Raw genomic sequence first — 16977 nt, forward strand, 5'->3', positions numbered from 1 at the left:
GAGCCTGTGGTGGCCAAATCCTTATGGCCGGTCGCATGAACTCTTCAAAGGCGACAGACGTATGACTTTTCCCGTCTGCCGCAACTTCTCCCGGTCCAGGCGAGAAGCATTGCCTTACTCGGCTTTCAGGCCGTCAGCGGAAACCGCTTTGACGCCTTCGATTTTCTTGGTGATCGCCACTGCGGTATCTTTCTGGGATTTAGTGACCGCTACGGTGGACGACAGGGATACAACACCCTTGTTGGTTTCGACTTTGATGTCGGTGCCTGGAATGCCTTTTTCGGTCATCAGGTCACTTTTGACTTTGGTGGTGATCCAGGTATCGGAAGTGTCCTGTTTCATTTCGGTCACTTCACCGGTAGCCAGCACCATTGGCGATTGGGTTGCCTGGCTGGTTTGAGCGAATGCAGCATTGGCCATGGTCAGGGTCAGCGCGGTAGCAGCAGCGGCAGTGATAGCGAACTTCTTCATACGAGTAACTCCTGTTTTTCGGAAAAGTCTGCCGGGTGTCATGTCGGCAGGGTTGTCTGGAGTATTGCGAACGCTGTGCCAACTTTTCGATTAGATAAAAAACTATAAAAATCAATAAGTTATAGAATTTCAATTTTCCCGGAATCATGCAAAATGCATGAGTAGCAAAAACACTGCATGCAAGTTGCAGGTTTGAAGAAAGTTCCTAAGCTCATGAATTTTTTGAGCTTTTTTTAGTAAATGACATGAGTTCTCGACATGCGATTGCTCACACTTGTGCAGGAGCGAGCTCGCTGCGGGCGGCGTTGCGACTATGGACTCGAGAACTCCGCGCTTAGCCAGTAAATACGCGTTATCGTTAACGACCATCGCTAGCTGGCTCGCTCCTACAGGGTACTGCGTCAGGTTGCAGAACCGATGCAACCCTTAGGCACGTAATCCTGCGACACGGTACTCGCGCAGGACCAGCCGGTGGTGCCGTTGCGGGTCAGGGTGATGGTTTTGCCTTGTACCTGACCGGGCGCATTCTGTAGCGTGCAAACAATTTTGCCGTCACCCGACTCGGTAGTGGCTGTCACCGTCAGTGCACAGTTGCTGGTCGAGGTCCCGCCTCCCGGGACCACGTTTTCGGTAGCGGGTGTACCGCCCTGATTGATCACATCCTCGAAAGGCACCTTCATCGCGGAAATTTCGGCCAGTCCGGCCGTGACTTTGGCTCGGGCCTGATACTTGGAATACATCGGCAAAGCAAAGGTGGCCAGGATCCCGATGATTGCCACCACGATCAGTAGCTCGATCAGAGTAAAACCTTTGTGATTGTTCATAGCAAAACTCCGTGCATGAGTGGAAATCTCATGATCTGACCTTGGGGGAGCACAGCTTGTGCCAAGGCTCTGCCCTCGTGTTTTCAAGGGATGCGACCCGTGCGAAGCACTTTCCTACCCTCAGGATCCGCACTATCTGACGCTTTTTGTCACCTGACCGACGCGGGTTGGGCTTCGCCCGTTGACTAGGCTATAAGTCTCGCGAGGCAGTTCGACTAATCGAGTCACCAAGGGCAGAACATGGCGGTCAAGGCAGCAAAAATCAGTGTCTATACGTGGGAAGGTACAGACCGCAAAGGCAGCAAAGTCACCGGCGAGCTCAACGGGGCGAACCCGGCACTGATCAAGGCGCAATTGCGCAAGCAGGGCATCACGCCCGCCAAGGTACGCAAGAAACCACCGTCACTGTTCAGCATCGGCAAACGCATCAAAGCCCACGACATTGCCCTGTTCACCCGGCAAATGGCGACCATGGTGAAGGCCGGCGTGCCGTTATTGCAGTCGTTCGACATCATCGCCGAAGGCTTCGATAACCCGGCCATGCGCAAAATGGTGGATGAGCTGAAACAGGACGTTGCAGCGGGCAACAGCTTCGCCGCGGCCCTGCGCAGGAAACCTCAGTATTTCGATGATCTCTACTGCAACCTGGTCGACGCTGGCGAACAGGCCGGCGCCCTGGATACCTTGCTGGAACGCGTTGCGACCTATAAGGAAAAGAGCGAGCGCCTCAAGGCCAAGATCAAGAAGGCCATGACTTATCCTCTGGTGGTGGTATTGGTCGCGGCCATTGTCACCGGGATTCTCCTGGTCAAAGTGGTGCCGCAGTTCGAATCCGTGTTCAAGGGCTTTGGCGCCGAACTGCCGGCGTTCACGGTGATGGTCATCAGCCTGTCGCAGTTCATGCAGGCTTGGTGGTGGGCGGTGCTGGGCGCACTGCTCGTTGCGATCTTCGGTATGCGCCACGCGCTCAAGGCATCCCGGGTTTTTCGCGAACGAGTGGACGCCTGGCTCCTCAACCTGCCGCTGGTGGGCAGCCTGATGTACAAGTCCGCCGTGGCCCGGTTCGCCCGCACCCTGTCGACGACCTTCGCTGCTGGCGTCCCATTGGTGCAAGCCTTGGGGTCCGTGGCCGGTGCCACCGGTAACGTCGTGTTCAAACGCGCCGTGCTGCGCATCAAGCAAGACATCGCAACCGGCATGCAATTGAATTTTTCCATGCGCACCAGCGGAGTCTTTCCGAGCATGGCGATCCAGATGACCGCCATCGGCGAAGAGTCCGGCACGCTGGACGCTATGCTCGACAAGGTCGCCGGCTTCTATGAGGACGAGGTCGATAACCTGGTCGATAACCTCACCAGTCTGATGGAGCCATTCATCATGGTGGTACTGGGTGTTATCGTCGGCGGACTGGTAGTTGCGATGTACCTGCCCATCTTCCAACTCGGCTCAGCGATCTGACATGCCCTTGAACGAAATTCTGATGCTCCATCCGCTGGCTTTTGTCGTCATCGCCGGGGTGATCGGCCTGTTGGTCGGCAGCTTCCTCAATGTGTTGATCTGGCGCTTGCCTAAAATGCTCGAACGCGACTGGCGCCTGCAAGCCCATGACATTCTCGGGCTCCCCGCCGAAACACCGTTGCGGACCTACAACCTGATGCTGCCGCATTCCGAGTGTCCGCACTGCGGTCACCGGATCCGTGCCTGGGAAAACATTCCTGTGCTCAGTTTTGTATTTCTGCGCGGACGCTGCTCCGCCTGCACGACACCGATCAGCAAGCGCTATCCACTCACCGAACTGGCTTGCGGCCTGTTGTCGGCCTTCATTGCCTGGCACTTTGGTTTTGGTTGGGCGGCCTGCCTGGTGCTGATCCTGACCTGGGGCTTGCTGGCGATGAGCCTGATCGACGCCGGGCATCAGATTTTGCCGGACGTGCTGGTGCTGCCATTGATGTGGCTGGGATTGATCGTCAACAGCTTCGGCCTGTTCGTGCCCTTACAAGAAGCCCTGTGGGGCGCAATCGCTGGCTACACAGCGCTGTGGGTGGTGTTCTGGCTGTTCAAGCTGATCACGGGCAAGGACGGCATGGGTCACGGCGATTTCAAGCTGTTGGCCATGCTGGGCGCTTGGGGAGGCTGGCAAATCCTGCCGTTGACCATCCTGTTGTCGTCACTGGTGGGGGCCATCATCGGGTTGGTCAGCCTGCGTCTGCGCCACGCAAAAACCTCAACTCCGATCCCTTTCGGCCCCTATCTGGCAATTGCCGGCTGGATTGCCTTGCTCTGGGGTGGTCAAATAACCGACTTCTATTGGCAGTTTGTCGGTTTGAAATGAATACCCCTGTGGAAAAACCCTGGATTCTCGGCCTGACCGGCGGTATCGGCAGCGGCAAAAGCGCGGCCGCCCAACACTTCATCGACCTGGGCGTGCACGTGGTCGACGCCGATCACGCTGCCCGCTGGGTGGTGGAGCCGGGTCGTCCGGCACTGGTGCAAATCGCTGAACACTTTGGCCCCGGCGTGCTGCAGGCCGATGGGCAATTGGACCGCGCCGCCTTGCGCAAGCTGATTTTTGAAGTCCCGGATGAGCGCCTTTGGCTGGAGGCCTTGCTGCATCCGCTGATCGGCGAGGAGATTGCCCATCACCTGGCGCTGGCAAAATCACCCTATGCGATCCTGGTTTCGCCCCTTCTCATCGAGTCCGGACAGTACGCCATGACTCAGCGAGTGCTGGTCATCGATGCCCCCGAGCAGCTCCAGATCGAACGCACATTGCGGCGTGACCAGACCAGCGAACAGCAAGTCCAGGCGATCCTCAAGGTGCAGTCCAGCCGCCACGATCGCGTGAGCCATGCCAACGACGTCGTGGTCAATGACCGCGACCTTGCCTGGTTGCACAGCGAGGTCGAACGCCTGCATCACTTTTATCTTTCTTTGCGTGGAGGCCAGTCATGAGCCAACCAACAACCGTCGAATGCCCAACCTGTGGCGCCCCCGTGGAATGGACCGCCGAGAGCAAGTTCCGGCCATTCTGCTCCGACCGCTGCAAGCTGATCGACCTGGGCGCCTGGGCATCCGAAGAACACAAGATTCCGGTGGCGCCCGATGCCGAGGACGAAATGTTCAGCGGCGATTTCGACCCGCGGCATTGATCCATCGAATCGGCGATTCCAGGTTTTGACGTGAATCAGGACTTGGGATCGTCGTCCTTCCACGGCGCCGAGAGATAGCGCGTGCGGTTGAATGTCTCGAGCCACTCGGGGCTGAATACCACCAGCGCACTGACGATCATGCCGTTGATGAACGCTTCAGGAAAAATGATCAGCCACAGGTATCCGACGAAATCCTCCAGCCAGTACGGCATCTCGAAACGCTCATCGAACCATAACAACCAAAGCGCCAGCAGCAGGCACAGCAACGCCGACAGTGCGGCGGCGAAGAAACCGGACACGAAGATATACACAAAGGGATTTCGTGGCTGCGCACGCTCCACCAGAAGGGCGCAGCACTCCGTGACCAGCACCGGAAGCGCAATCAACAGTGCGCCATTGACCCCAACCGCCGCCAGATCCTGTCGGCCAAGCAACACCAGCCCCATTTGCGCCACCAACCCGCCGACCAGCGCCAGCGGCCAGTCCAACAGCAGTGTCACCGCCGTCATGCCGATGAAGTGGTATGACACGCCAGTATCGAAGTCACGCCGTACCAGCCACAACAGAAACAGCGCAAACACTGTTCCGAACAGCAAATGCTGACGTCGGCTATCGGTGAACAATTCAACCCACGGTGCGCGGCTGATCGCCCAGATCAACACCGGCACGTAGATCAGCCAGCCGACCGCAAGGGTTTGCGATGACAGCAACTCTGCACCGATCATGGCTACGCGCGCCTCCTAGGCGAAGAACAACAGACACACAGTCTACACCGCCGCTGGCCCGCCCTTCGACTTCAAGCCCAATGCCGCGGATCGTTCATCACTGCCTCATGTTCGGCGAACACCTTCGGCAGTTCAGACTTGAGAAAGTCCACCCAGGTGCGCACCTTGGCATCGAGAAAACGCCGCGACGGATACAGTGCATACACATTCCGTTCGCGCAGGCGCCATGCTGGTAACACGCGCAGCAAAGTGCCGTCGCTCAAGGGCCGCGTCGCGGTGTAGAACGGCAGCAGGCTGATGCCCATGCCCGCCTCCGATGCCTTGACCATCGACTCGGCGACATTGCACTGAAAGGTCTTGGCCGGGCTGACGGCAAGCTCGCCGTGCTCGTCCTGGAACAGCCATTGATCGCTGTACAATGGGTCGAGCATGCGCAGGCATTGGTGATCGTTCAGCGCCAACGGCTGCTGCGGCACGCCCCGGCGTTGCAGATAGCCCGGGGAGGCGCAGGGTACGCTGTAGATCTGTCCGATGGCCTGCGCAACCATTTGCGAGTCGGCCAATTCGGCAGCGATCGAAATCACCACATCGTGCCCCTCCTCCAGCGGATCGGGATTGCGCTGCGACAAGGTCAGCTCGAACACCACATCGGGATAAAGCTCACTGTAGCGGGCGATCAAGGGTGTGAGCAGCACGCCCAGGCCGGTCATGCTGTGCACCCGCAGGCGTCCGGCCGGATTGATATGAGCGCCACGGGCCTCGGCCGTTGCCTCGTCCATGGCTTCGACAATTTGCCGACTGCGCAACAAAAAGCGTTCGCCGGCTTCGGTCAGGCTCAGGCGCCGTGTGGTGCGGTGCAGCAGACGCGCCTGTAGATGTTCCTCCAGATCCGCCACCAGTCGAGATACCTGTGCGGTCGACAAATCCAGTGCATCGGCGGCCCCGGTGAAACTGGCGCAATCGACAACGCGCATGAATACACGCAGGTTGTTAAGCACATCCATAAACCCTCCCCCGGGCGGTGACTGTTACGTTTTATGTAAGGCTGCATCCGCCGTTCACCCCTTTATCCGTCGGTGGCGAAGACTAAAATTCAAACATCAGAACCGACACGGAGCACACCATAATGAAAACGTTGATCAGCCTGTTGCTGACCGTCATCGCCACCTCGGCCATGGCCGCCGACAACGAACCTCTCGCGGTCCTGTACAACCCTGCGCAGCCGCTGGACATCGCCAAAGTTGTTTCCGTGTCGAACACGGCGACCGCGTGCGGGGTCGTACCGGCGACCATGGAGTATATCGATCATCAGGGCCAGACCCACCGCGTGACCTACAACGTCATGGGTGATTGCACCAGCAACCTGTGATCAATGGCTCACAGCAAGGTCCACGTGTAGCTGAGGATCAAGCGGTTCTCGTCGATATCACTGCGGTAGTTTGAGCGCGCCATCGCGTTGCGCACCCGGATGCCAAGGCCTTTGAGGCTGCCGCTCTGCAACACATAGCCAATGTCCAGGTCACGCTCGCGGTCCTTTCCTTCATAGCCCTTTCCGGTATCGACGTTATTGCCGCTGATGTAGCGCACGGTGCTGGTCAGCCCCGGGACACCGAGCGCGGCGAAGTCATAGTCGTAGCGGGCCTGCCAGGAACGTTCATCGGTGAAGGCGAACTCGTAGGTCGGCACTTCGTTGCCCAATGGCGAGATGTTGGCAAACACCCGGGGGAACGCGCTGTCGCCAAACATGCCTTGATAGCCGACGTAAAACGTATGGCCACCCCGCTTGGCCGACAGCAACGAGAAGAACGCCTGGTTGTCGATGTTGCCCAGCAGCTTTTTGCCGTCCTCTCGCGAGTCGAAATAACCGAGGTTCGCACCGAGGGTCCAGTCCCCCACCGGCTCGCTGTGCTTGAGACCGAAAAACCGTTGGCTGTAGATATCTTCCAGTTGCCCATACCAGGCGCTGACCGAGCTGCGCTTGTCGTTGAAGGCATAGTCGGCGCCTGCGAAATTGAAACCGTCACTGCTGACCTGGCGCTGCGGCACATGTCCCAGCATCGCTTGCATTTTTTCGTCGCCGGCCTCATTGCGCAGGCTGGTCGAGCTCAATTGACCACCCTGCAAGGTCAGGCCGTTGATCTCGCTGGAGGTGATGCTTGCGCCCTGATAACTCGGCGGCAGCAGGCGAATATCGCTGAACACCAGCACGGGCAGGTTGGGTTGCAACTCACCGACTTTCAGCTCGGTCTTGGAGTAGCGCATCTTCAACGCGCCTTCCAGACGACTGTAGTTGTCCGCCGCGCGGCCGTCGTCCTGCACCGGCAGCAAACCGGTATTGACCCGGTCCGGGCTGCTATCGAGCTTGAGGCCGAGCAAGCCGATGACGTCCACCCCAAACCCGAGGGGGCCCTGGGTGTATCCGGACTTCACGTTGAGGATGAAACCCTGAGCCCACTCTTCAGCCTTCGACTGCTGGTTGGCGCCGACGATGTCTGAATAGTCGCGACTGAAGTAATAATTGCGCGCCTGCAACGTCGCGGTGGTGTCTTCGATAAAGCCTTTTTCGGCGGCCATCGCGCCCGTGGAAAAACTCGAGACGACAGCCAGGGACAACGCCGAACCGGTTGTTGGGAGAATCTGTTTCATCGTTTTTCTCTTATTGTTATTGATCGACAGGTTGAAGGACTTCAGTTGCAGTGGATTTGCGAGTGGGAACGGGACGACGCACGCTCAACAGCACATGGGTGACCATGCCGAAAATCAGCCCCCAGAACGCTGCGGACAAACCGAACAACGACATGCCGCAAGCCGTGACCAGAAAGGTCACCAGCGCGGCTTCTCGATCGCTCGGCACAGCCATCGCGCCCGTCAACGCGCCGGCAATGGCGGCGAACAAAGCAAGGCCGGCCAGCGCCGCAATCAACTCTTTGGGGAACGCTGAAAACAGCGAGACCAGCGTGGCGCCGAAGATCCCCAGCAGCAGGTAACACAGGCCGCCGACGACCCCGGCCACGTAGCGTTTGCGAGGATCTTCGTGGCATTCGCGACCGGCGCAGATCGCCGCGGTGATTGCCGCCAGGTTCAGTCCATGGCAACCGAACGGCGCCAGCAGTGCCGTGCCCAGCGCGCTACTGGCGATGATCGGGCTTGCTGGTGTTGGGTAACCACTGGCTCGCAGCACCGCCATGCCGGGCACGAACTGACCGGTCAGCGCCACCATCACCAGTGGCAATGCGATGTTCAGGATCGCCCCCAGGCTAAACTCGGGGGTGATCCACACCGGCGTGGCCAGGCCGATCACCAGCGCGTCACGATGCAAATCACCGGTGAACGCGGCAATCGAACAGCCAACCAGCAGCACCATCATCACTGCATAACGCGGCATCACCCGCTTGCAGATCAGGTAGCAGGCAAACATCGCCAGGACCAGCAACGGCTTGCGCTGCATCGACACGAACAAGCCGGTGCCGAAGCTGAACAGGATCCCCGCCAGCATCGCCGCCGCGATGGCAGCGGGCAGCTTGCTGATGATCCGGTCGAAAGCACCCGAGATGCCAACCACGAAAATGATCAGGCTGCTGACCAGATAAGCTCCAACCGCCTCGGCCATGGAAATGTCCGGCAATAGCGTCACCAGCAATGCCGAGCCCGGCGCCGACCAGGCGATGATCACCGGAACGCGGTAGCGCAGGCTCAAACCGATACCGAGCACAGCGCTACCAATGGAGATTGCCCAGATCCAGGACGACAACACTTCCCGCGAAAGATGAGCCGCTTCTGCCGCCTGAAAGATGATCACCAACGGGCCGGCATAGGAAATAACCGTGGCAATGAACCCAGCCACAGCGGCTGACAACGAGAAGTCCTGGAAAAACGCTTTCATGTTTCAGGCACCCGTCGCTGACAACGCTGGGTTGACACCAGCAGCGCTGCGTCGGCTGCTGATGGCGAACACAGTCATGGCCAGGGCCGCCACCGCACCGGGCAAGGCAAACGCCATGAAGTTAAGTTGCAAGGGCAGACTGATCCCGAGCAAGGCACCACCCAGCAGCGGACCGACGATGGCCCCGTTGCGCCCAATGCCCGACGCCCAGCCCAGGCCGGTAGAGCGAATCGTCATGGAATAAAACTGCGCGGCGCAGGCGTACAAAAGAATCTGCGAGCCAATGGTGGTCGCACCCGCAATGGCGATCAGCAGGTACAACACCGGCATCGGGCTGTTGAAGCCCAACAGCGTGATCGATACCGCCGCCATGGCGAAAAACACCGCCAGCACTCTCGGCAGATTGAGTTTGTCGCCCAGCACCCCGCCGCCGACCGCGCCGAAGATTGCACCGAAGTTCAACACCAGCAGGAACGACAGGCTCGAACCCAGGCTGTAACCGGCGTTGGCCATCAGTTTCGGCAACCAGGAACTCAGCGCGTACACCATCAACAGGCAGCAGAAAAACGCCAGCCACAGCATCAGCGTGCGCAGCGCGCGGCCTTCACGGAACAACTGCAACACCGGGGTGCCCGTACCTTTCACTTCGGCCATGTGCAATTGATCAGACGTTTGCGCGACGTAGGCCGGATCGATGCGCTGAAGAATGTTGCGCGCCTCTTCATTACGCCCCTGACGCAACATGAAGCCCACCGATTCGGGCAGGAAATACATGATCAGCGGCAACAACAGCAACGGCAGGACCGCCACGTAAAACACCGACTGCCAGCCGAAACTCGGGATCAGCACAATGCCCAGCCCCGCGGACAACATGCCGCCCACCGAATAACCGCTGAACATGATCGCAACCAACGTGCTGCGGATTTTTTTCGGCGCGTACTCGTTCATCAGCGCCACCACGTTAGGCATCACGCCGCCGATGCCGAGCCCTGCAATGAAGCGACAGAGGCCAAACTCGGTGGGGTTGCGTGCGAAACCATTGAGCACGGTGAAACCACTGAAGAGCATCACGCAGATCGTGATGGCTTTCTTGCGGCCGATCCTGTCCGACAGCGGTCCGAAGAACAGCGCGCCAAACATCATGCCGAACAGTGCATAACTGCCCAGTGCACCGGCTTGCAGAGGACTGAGCCCCCACTCTTTCATCAGCATCGGCAAGACCACGCCGTAGATCACCAGATCGTAACCGTCGAAGATGATGATCAGGGCACACCAGAACAGCACCATCCAGTGAAAGCGGTTGAAACGTGCGTTGTCGATAACCTCATGTACGTCGATCTTGCGCATGGCATATATCTCTTGTTGTTGTTTTTTTAGAGCATCGGTAACACGGCTTACGTCCGTACAGCCGAGGGTAGAGCTGTCCGGTGCGAGGCAATATCCAGTGAGCGCAGATCACTATCCGTTTTGTGCAGAGCCCTGAAACGGGCATGAGGAGCAGAGGAATTGACCCAATGAGGCAAATTGTCTTCTTTGCGATCACGTTTGAACGCTAAGCTTGGGCCTATGGATGACTCAGATTATTTACGCCTGCTGACCATTGCGGCCGAGCAAGCCAACGCGTTCCTGTCCAATGCCCGCAAATGGGAGCGTGAGCGTTGGGTCTGCCAGCGCCTGTTACAAGGCTTGAACATCCCCTACCGCGCCGACGAGTTTGCCCCTGCCGGCGAGCCGCCGGACGTGCTGTTTCGTGATGCCAATTTCGAAGTGTTCTTTGTGCTCGATGAAGGCCGTCGCCTCAATGATGAATGGCGCGACGAACTGCAACGCCGCCGCAGTGCGTTCTCCCTGAGCCAACTGGTGCGCCGTGAAGCCAAGCCTCGACGCATCCCCGCCAACGAGTTCTTGCTGCGACTGGCGCCGACCTTGCGCAAAAAAGCCCACAACTACAAAGAACGTGGCATGGATCTGGGCGAACTGGACATCATCGCGTTCGCCAGCCTCAAGCGAGAAGTGCTGGACCTCAACAGCCACTTCCCTCCGCCCACCGAATACCTGCGCCAGGGCTGGCGATCGTTGTCGCTGGTCGGTCCGACCTTCGCCCGCGTGCTGTTCGCCCATCCGGACGCACCGGACTTTCTGCGCAGTAACCTGGGACGCAGCATTGTGTTCGACGTCGGGATCAGCCTGTGAGCCCATTGCAACAACTGATTGCCGACGTGCCGCAGCAAGGGCGCGTGCGCTGGATTGGCGTACGACCGTTCTCACATTCGCAGATGATTGAACTGGACGCCGTGGAAGCGCGTCTTGAAGCCGGCCTGACCGGCGATCACGCCCGCCCGGGCGTGCGTAATGCGCGACAGGTGACACTCCTTCAGTGGGAACATCTGGCCGTGATCAGTTCGCTGATGGGCCGTGCCCAGGATCATCCGGTTGGGCCTGAAGATCTGCGGCGCAATCTCGTTATCAGTGGGATCAACCTGTTCAGCCTCAAGGGCCGACGATTTCGCATCGGCCAGGCGATTTTCGAAACCACCGGTTGGTGTCAGCCCTGTGCACGCCTTGAAAACAACCTCGGCCCCGGTACCTTCCAGGCTGTGCGTGGGCATGGCGGAATCACCGCACGGGTGTTACAAAGTGGCATCATTCGCCTGGACGATACAGTGAGCGTCGAGCCCATTCCGGACAGCGGCTATGCTGCGTTCAACCCCGGATAAAACCACTGTAGCTTCTACAGATTTAGCAACGTCTACTGACGAGGCCCAAATATGACCAGCCGCCTGAACCCCGACGACCAAAAGCATGTCGAAGAGTACCTGCAGTTGTCTCAGCACCAAGTCGAGCGCCGGCCTTTTCGGCCGTGGATGCTCCTTGTACTGGTCCTGGCAGTGACCATTGGTCTGGGCCTGTTGAGCCGATTTATCAGTTACCTAACGCTATGAGCTGCCGAGGGTCTGTTGACGTTTAATGACGAACTGCGTTGCGTTCCAACGAGTGCGAGGCAAGGCGCGGGATGCCGCCAATGGTTGTTCCCTTGGCAAATCCCGCAACGCAGCCTCGCGCTCGTTGGAGCGCAACCCGAAGGGACGGACGCCCACGTGGCGGTCGTCATCAAACGTCAACAGACCCTCATGCTCGCTTGGGTAACGAAAAAGATTTCTTTTAGCCTTGCGAGTTATCCCCATGTCCCATCGTATTGTTATTGTCGGCGGCGGCGCCGGCGGTCTGGAGTTGGCTACCCGTCTGGGTAAGACTCTGGGCAAGCGCGGCACAGCCAGCGTGATGCTGGTCGACGCGAACCTGACCCACATCTGGAAACCGTTGTTGCACGAAGTGGCGGCCGGTTCCCTGAACTCCTCCGAAGACGAACTCAACTATGTTGCCCAGGCGAAATGGAACCACTTCGAGTTCCAGCTGGGGCGCATGAGCGGGCTAGATCGTGCGAGCAAGAAAATCCAGCTCGCCGCCACATATGACGAAGCCGGCCTGGAATTGGTACCTGCACGCGAAGTGCCTTATGACTCGCTGGTGATTTCCGTCGGCAGCACCACCAACGATTTCGGCACCCAGGGCGCGGCACAGCATTGCCTGTTCCTCGATACCCGAAAACAGGCCGAGCGCTTTCACCAGCAACTGCTCAACCACTACCTGCGAGCGCATGCCGGGCAGACCGACACCGTCGAGCAGATCAGCGTGGCCATCGTCGGTGCGGGTGCCACCGGCGTCGAGCTGGCCGCCGAGCTGCACAACGCCGCTCATGAATTGGCGGCTTACGGTCTGGACCGAATCAAACCGGAAAACATGCACATCACCTTGATCGAAGCCGGCCCACGGGTATTACCCGCGCTGCCGGAACGGATTGGTGGACCTGTGCATAAAACCCTGGAGAAGCTCGGGGTCAACGTCATGACCAATGCGGCGGTCAGTGAAGTCACCGCCGACAGCCTGATCACTGCCGACGGCAACGAGATCAAGGCGAGTCTGAAAGTCTGGGCTGCGGGGATTCGTGCACCGGGTTTCCTCAAGGACATCGACGGCCTGGAAACCAACCGCATCAATCAACTGCAAGTGCTGCCGACCCTGCAAACCACCCGCGACGAGAACATCTTCGCTTTCGGTGACTGTGCAGCCTGCCCACAACCGGGCAGTGATCGTAACGTGCCCCCACGAGCCCAGGCCGCTCACCAACAGGCTTCGTTGCTGGCCAAATCGCTGAAACTGCGCATCGAAGGCAAGGCACTGCCGGAGTACAAGTACACCGACTACGGCTCACTGATCTCACTGTCGCGTTTTTCGGCTGTGGGTAACTTGATGGGCAACCTTACCGGCAGCGTGATGCTCGAAGGCTGGCTGGCGCGGATGTTCTATGTGTCGCTGTACCGCATGCACCAAATGGCGCTGTACGGACCGTTTCGCACGGCAATGCTGATGCTGGGCAGCAAAATCGGGCGAGGTACCGAGCCGCGCTTGAAGCTGCACTAAGATCCGAGGGCCTCTTCGCTGGCAAGCCAGCTCCTACAGGACCGCATCGATCTTGTAGGAGCTGGCTTGCCAGCGAAGCTTCTCATGGGCTCCACAAAAAACCGGAACAAAAAAAATCCCCGTATCTTTCGATACGAGGATTTTTAATATGGTCGGGGTAAGGGGATTCGAACTCCTGACATCCTGCTCCCAAAGCAGGCGCGCTACCGGACTGCGCTATACCCCGGTAAAAAAAAGGCGACCTTACAAAAGTCGCCTTCTTCGATCAGCGCTTTTGGCCTCTGATCTTAAGATTCGATCCCAGCGTTAACTGGTTTCAAAAATGGTGGGTCGTGTGGGATTCGAACCTACGACCAATTGGTTAAAAGCCAACTGCTCTACCAACTGAGCTAACGACCCAAAAATGGTCGGGGTAAGGGGATTCGAACTCCTGACATCCTGCTCCCAAAGCAGGCGCGCTACCGGACTGCGCTATACCCCGGTTTGAAATTGGCTCCGTGACCAGGACTCGAACCTGGGACCCAATGATTAACAGTCATTTGCTCTACCGACTGAGCTATCACGGAACTACATATTTCAATTTACAACTTTGAAGCTTTACTGCGTTCTCTTCGACCCGTTTGCATCGCTGCGTTCGTGTGTCTGAGGCGCGCTATTCTACAATCTTCAGAACCTCTGTCAACCCCCTAAATTGCTTTCAAGTTAATGATTTGCAACTTATTTTGGATTCCTGCTTGGGGAGCGGAAACCCTGGCGGGTGACTTACTGCGGGGCGCACTTTACAAGCCTTTTCCTTTGAGTTCAACAGCCTAACGAAAAAAAGGTCCCGCAATGCGGGACCTTTTCAATTTTGTTGCGGTTATGGATCAGGCGAATACGATTTCGTCGTTTTCCACGACCCCGTGCGCAGTGTCGCCCGGCATGAACCGCCCCGACAGAATCAACTGTGCCAGCGGGTTCTCGATCCAGCGCTGGATCGCTCGTTTGAGCGGCCGTGCGCCGTATACCGGGTCGTAACCCACCGCGATCAGCTTATCCATCGCCTCGGGACTGAGATCAAGCTTCAGCTCCCGTTCGGTCAGGCGGCTGCGCAGACGACCCAACTGGATCTCGGTAATGCCGGCGATCTGATCCCGCGCCAAAGGCTCGAAGATCACCACTTCGTCGACACGGTTGATGAACTCCGGCCGGAAATGGCTGGAGATCGCATCCATCACCGCCGCACGTTGCGCCTCACGATCACCGACCAGTTCCTGGATCTGTACCGAGCCCAGGTTGGAGGTCATGACAATCACGGTGTTCTTGAAATCCACCGTGCGGCCATGGCTGTCGGTCAAGCGACCGTCTTCAAGCACTTGCAGCAGGATGTTGAACACATCCGGATGCGCCTTCTCGACCTCGTCCATCAGGATCACCGAGTAAGGCTTGCGACGCACTGCCTCGGTCAGATAACCGCCTTCTTCGTAACCGACATACCCTGGTGGCGCACCGATCAGGCGAGCCACGGAATGTTTCTCCATGAACTCGGACATGTCGATCCGCACCATCGCCTCTTCCGTATCGAAGAGAAATTCGGCCAACGCCTTGCACAGCTCGGTTTTACCGACACCGGTCGGGCCGAGGAACATGAACGAGCCGCTTGGCCGATTCGGGTCGGACAACCCGGCACGGGAACGCCGCACCGCGTTGGAAACCGCGACCACCGCTTCGTCCTGGCCGATCACACGCTGGTGCAACAGGCTTTCCATCTTCATCAGTTTGTCGCGCTCGCCTTCGAGCATTTTCGATACCGGGATACCCGTCCATTTCGAAACGACTTCGGCGATCTCTTCCTCTGTCACTTTACTGCGCAGCAACTGGTTTTCAGGTTTGCCATGCTGGTCAACCATTTGCAGGCTGCGCTCCAGATCCGGGATCACCCCGTACTGCAATTCGGCCATGCGGTTCAGGTCGCCTTTACGACGAGCGGCTTCCAGTTCCTGCCGGGACTGTTCAATTTTCTGCTGAATCTGCGCAGAACCCTGCACCTCGGCTTTCTCCGAGTTCCAGATTTCTTCCAGATCCGAGTACTCACGCTCAAGCCGAGCGATTTCTTCCTGCAGCTTTTCCAGACGCTTCTTCGCGGCATCGTCGCTTTCTTTCTTCAGCGCCTGGGATTCCACCTTCAGCTGAATCAGGCGACGCTCCAGACGGTCCAGCACTTCGGGCTTGGAGTCGATCTCCATGCGGATGCGGCTGGCGGCCTCGTCGATCAGGTCGATGGCCTTGTCCGGCAACTGCCGGTCGGTGATATAGCGATGGCTGAGCTTGGCCGCAGCGATGATCGCACCGTCGGTGATCGCCACCTTGTGGTGAACCTCATAGCGCTCTTTCAGGCCACGCAGGATCGCAATGGTGTCTTCCTCGCTCGGCTCGTCCACCAGAACCTTCTGGAAGCGTCGCTCAAGGGCCGCATCCTTCTCTATATATTGGCGGTACTCGTTGAGCGTGGTCGCACCGACGCAATGCAGCTCACCGCGCGCCAGGGCTGGCTTGAGCATGTTGCCTGCGTCCATCGAACCTTCGCCCTTACCGGCACCGACCATGGTGTGCAGTTCGTCGATGAACAGGATGATCTGCCCTTCCTGCTTCGACAGTTCATTAAGCAGGGACTTCAGCCGCTCTTCGAACTCACCGCGATATTTGGCACCGGCAATCAACGCCCCCATATCCAGGGACAGCAGGCGCTTGCCCTTCAGGCCATCCGGCACTTCGCCGTTGATGATGCGCTGGGCCAGACCTTCGGCAATGGCGGTTTTACCCACGCCAGGCTCACCGATCAGCACGGGGTTGTTCTTGGTACGGCGTTGCAGCACCTGAATCGTGCGGCGAATTTCATCGTCGCGGCCGATCACCGGGTCAAGCTTGCCGTCCTCGGCGCGCTTGGTCAGGTCGACGGTGTACTTGTCCAGCGCCTGACGCGATTCTTCGTGGTTTGGGTCGTTGACGGCCTCACCACCACGCAGGTTATTGATCGCATTTTCCAGGGCTTTCTTGCTCACCCCCTGGCCGAGCAACAGCTTGCCGAGCTTACTGTTCTCGTCCATGGCGGCCAGCAGCACCAGCTCACTGGAGATGAACTGGTCGCCTTTCTGCTGGGCCAGACGGTCGGCCTGATTGAGCAGACGCGCCAGATCCTGCGACATGTTCACGTCACCGGTCGGGTTCTGGATTTTCGGTAGCTGGTCGAGCTCTTTCGTCAGCTCTTTACGCAAACTGTTGACGTCGAAGCCCACCTGCATCAGCAGCGGCTTGATCGAACCGCCCTGCTGTTCGAGCAAGGCTTGCATCAAGTGCGCCGGCTCGATGGCCGGATGATCGAGCCCGACTGCCAGGGATTGAGCATCGGACAACGCTAACTGCAATTTGCTGGTTAAACGGTCTATACGCATAAGTCACCTTCC

At 58.4% G+C, this 16977-nt stretch carries 17 protein-coding genes and 4 tRNA genes; 9 read left to right on the forward strand and 12 right to left on the reverse strand.

What is annotated here, in order from left to right; genetic code table 11:
• Positions 1-114 precede the first annotated feature (114 nt).
• Both AD668_RS22890 and AD668_RS22900 read right to left on the reverse strand, forming a co-directional pair.
• On the reverse strand, positions 115-471 hold the full coding sequence (locus AD668_RS22890; protein WP_053162474.1) for a BON domain-containing protein: 357 nt from the start codon (positions 469-471) through the stop codon (positions 115-117).
• 401 nt (positions 472-872) lie between these two features.
• Positions 873-1295: a pilin gene (locus AD668_RS22900; protein ID WP_053162478.1), complete on the reverse strand. Its 423-nt coding sequence runs from the start codon at positions 1293-1295 to the stop codon at positions 873-875.
• 240 nt (positions 1296-1535) lie between these two features.
• Between AD668_RS22900 and AD668_RS22905 the strand changes: the two genes are divergently transcribed.
• Genes AD668_RS22905 through yacG form a run of 4 tightly spaced genes read left to right on the forward strand, consistent with a single transcriptional unit; the run spans position 1536 to position 4444 of the window.
• Positions 1536-2753 carry a type II secretion system F family protein gene (locus AD668_RS22905; protein ID WP_053162480.1) on the forward strand — a complete coding sequence of 406 codons (1218 nt, stop codon included), beginning with the start codon at positions 1536-1538 and terminating at the stop codon, positions 2751-2753.
• Position 2754: 1 nt separating this feature from the next.
• Entirely contained in the window at positions 2755-3627 is an 873-nt protein-coding gene (locus tag AD668_RS22910) for an A24 family peptidase (RefSeq protein ID WP_053162482.1), read from the forward strand.
• Entirely contained in the window at positions 3624-4247 is a 624-nt protein-coding gene (coaE, locus tag AD668_RS22915; protein ID WP_053162484.1) for a dephospho-CoA kinase, read from the forward strand. The genes AD668_RS22910 and coaE overlap by 4 nt, the downstream gene beginning before the upstream one ends.
• Positions 4244-4444, forward strand: a complete 201-nt coding sequence (gene yacG, locus AD668_RS22920; RefSeq protein ID WP_007970539.1) for a DNA gyrase inhibitor YacG — start codon at positions 4244-4246, stop codon at positions 4442-4444. The genes coaE and yacG overlap by 4 nt, the downstream gene beginning before the upstream one ends.
• Positions 4445-4479: 35 nt before the next feature.
• On the opposite strand, the gene AD668_RS22925 is transcribed toward yacG, so the two are convergent.
• Together AD668_RS22925 and AD668_RS22930 are read right to left on the reverse strand one after the other, a co-directional pair.
• Positions 4480-5169 carry an energy-coupling factor ABC transporter permease gene (locus tag AD668_RS22925; RefSeq protein WP_053162486.1) on the reverse strand — a complete coding sequence of 230 codons (690 nt, stop codon included), beginning with the start codon at positions 5167-5169 and terminating at the stop codon, positions 4480-4482.
• Positions 5170-5240: 71 nt separating this feature from the next.
• Positions 5241-6173, reverse strand: a complete 933-nt coding sequence (locus AD668_RS22930) for a LysR family transcriptional regulator (RefSeq protein ID WP_053162488.1) — start codon at positions 6171-6173, stop codon at positions 5241-5243.
• Between the two features lie 122 nt (positions 6174-6295).
• Between AD668_RS22930 and AD668_RS22935 the strand changes: the two genes are divergently transcribed.
• Entirely contained in the window at positions 6296-6538 is a 243-nt protein-coding gene (locus tag AD668_RS22935; RefSeq protein ID WP_053162490.1) for a DUF2790 domain-containing protein, read from the forward strand.
• A gap of 8 nt (positions 6539-6546) precedes the next feature.
• Here the strand turns inward: AD668_RS22935 and AD668_RS22940 are convergent, their stop codons facing one another.
• The 3 genes from AD668_RS22940 to AD668_RS22950 are packed head-to-tail and all read right to left on the reverse strand — an operon-like array spanning position 6547 to position 10399.
• Positions 6547-7815, reverse strand: coding sequence for an OprD family porin (locus AD668_RS22940; RefSeq protein WP_053162492.1), 1269 nt, complete (start codon positions 7813-7815; stop codon positions 6547-6549).
• A gap of 16 nt (positions 7816-7831) precedes the next feature.
• Positions 7832-9052: a benzoate/H(+) symporter BenE family transporter gene (locus AD668_RS22945; protein WP_053162494.1), complete on the reverse strand. Its 1221-nt coding sequence runs from the start codon at positions 9050-9052 to the stop codon at positions 7832-7834.
• Between the two features lie 3 nt (positions 9053-9055).
• Positions 9056-10399: an aromatic acid/H+ symport family MFS transporter gene (locus AD668_RS22950; RefSeq protein WP_053162496.1), complete on the reverse strand. Its 1344-nt coding sequence runs from the start codon at positions 10397-10399 to the stop codon at positions 9056-9058.
• A 219-nt stretch (positions 10400-10618) separates the two neighbouring features.
• Here AD668_RS22950 and AD668_RS22955 point away from each other — a divergent pair, with 219 nt between their 5' ends.
• The 4 genes from AD668_RS22955 (at position 10619) to AD668_RS22970 (ending at position 13534) form a co-directional block, all read left to right on the forward strand.
• On the forward strand, positions 10619-11245 hold the full coding sequence (locus tag AD668_RS22955) for a DUF1780 domain-containing protein (protein WP_003228301.1): 627 nt from the start codon (positions 10619-10621) through the stop codon (positions 11243-11245).
• Positions 11242-11769: an MOSC domain-containing protein gene (locus tag AD668_RS22960; protein ID WP_053162498.1), complete on the forward strand. Its 528-nt coding sequence runs from the start codon at positions 11242-11244 to the stop codon at positions 11767-11769. Before AD668_RS22955 ends, AD668_RS22960 begins: the two co-directional genes overlap by 4 nt.
• A gap of 51 nt (positions 11770-11820) precedes the next feature.
• Positions 11821-11994 carry a DUF3094 domain-containing protein gene (locus tag AD668_RS22965; protein ID WP_008022453.1) on the forward strand — a complete coding sequence of 58 codons (174 nt, stop codon included), beginning with the start codon at positions 11821-11823 and terminating at the stop codon, positions 11992-11994.
• A 241-nt stretch (positions 11995-12235) separates the two neighbouring features.
• Positions 12236-13534 carry an NAD(P)/FAD-dependent oxidoreductase gene (locus AD668_RS22970; RefSeq protein WP_053162500.1) on the forward strand — a complete coding sequence of 433 codons (1299 nt, stop codon included), beginning with the start codon at positions 12236-12238 and terminating at the stop codon, positions 13532-13534.
• 149 nt (positions 13535-13683) lie between these two features.
• Here the strand turns inward: AD668_RS22970 and AD668_RS22975 are convergent.
• The 5 genes from AD668_RS22975 to clpB all read right to left on the reverse strand — a co-directional run bounded on the left by AD668_RS22975 (position 13684) and on the right by clpB (position 16965).
• Positions 13684-13760 (reverse strand) — tRNA-Pro (locus tag AD668_RS22975).
• A 97-nt stretch (positions 13761-13857) separates the two neighbouring features.
• A tRNA-Lys gene (locus tag AD668_RS22980) sits at positions 13858-13933 on the reverse strand.
• Positions 13934-13938: 5 nt separating this feature from the next.
• Positions 13939-14015 (reverse strand) — tRNA-Pro (locus AD668_RS22985).
• A 9-nt stretch (positions 14016-14024) separates the two neighbouring features.
• Positions 14025-14100, reverse strand: a tRNA-Asn gene (locus AD668_RS22990).
• Positions 14101-14400: 300 nt separating this feature from the next.
• The gene (clpB, locus tag AD668_RS22995) at positions 14401-16965 is read right to left on the reverse strand and encodes an ATP-dependent chaperone ClpB (RefSeq protein ID WP_053162503.1); all 2565 of its coding nucleotides are present in this window, start codon (positions 16963-16965) and stop codon (positions 14401-14403) included.
• Positions 16966-16977 lie beyond the last annotated feature (12 nt).

It is taken from the genome of Pseudomonas sp. P1.8, assembly GCF_001269805.1.
Classification (GTDB): domain Bacteria; phylum Pseudomonadota; class Gammaproteobacteria; order Pseudomonadales; family Pseudomonadaceae; genus Aquipseudomonas.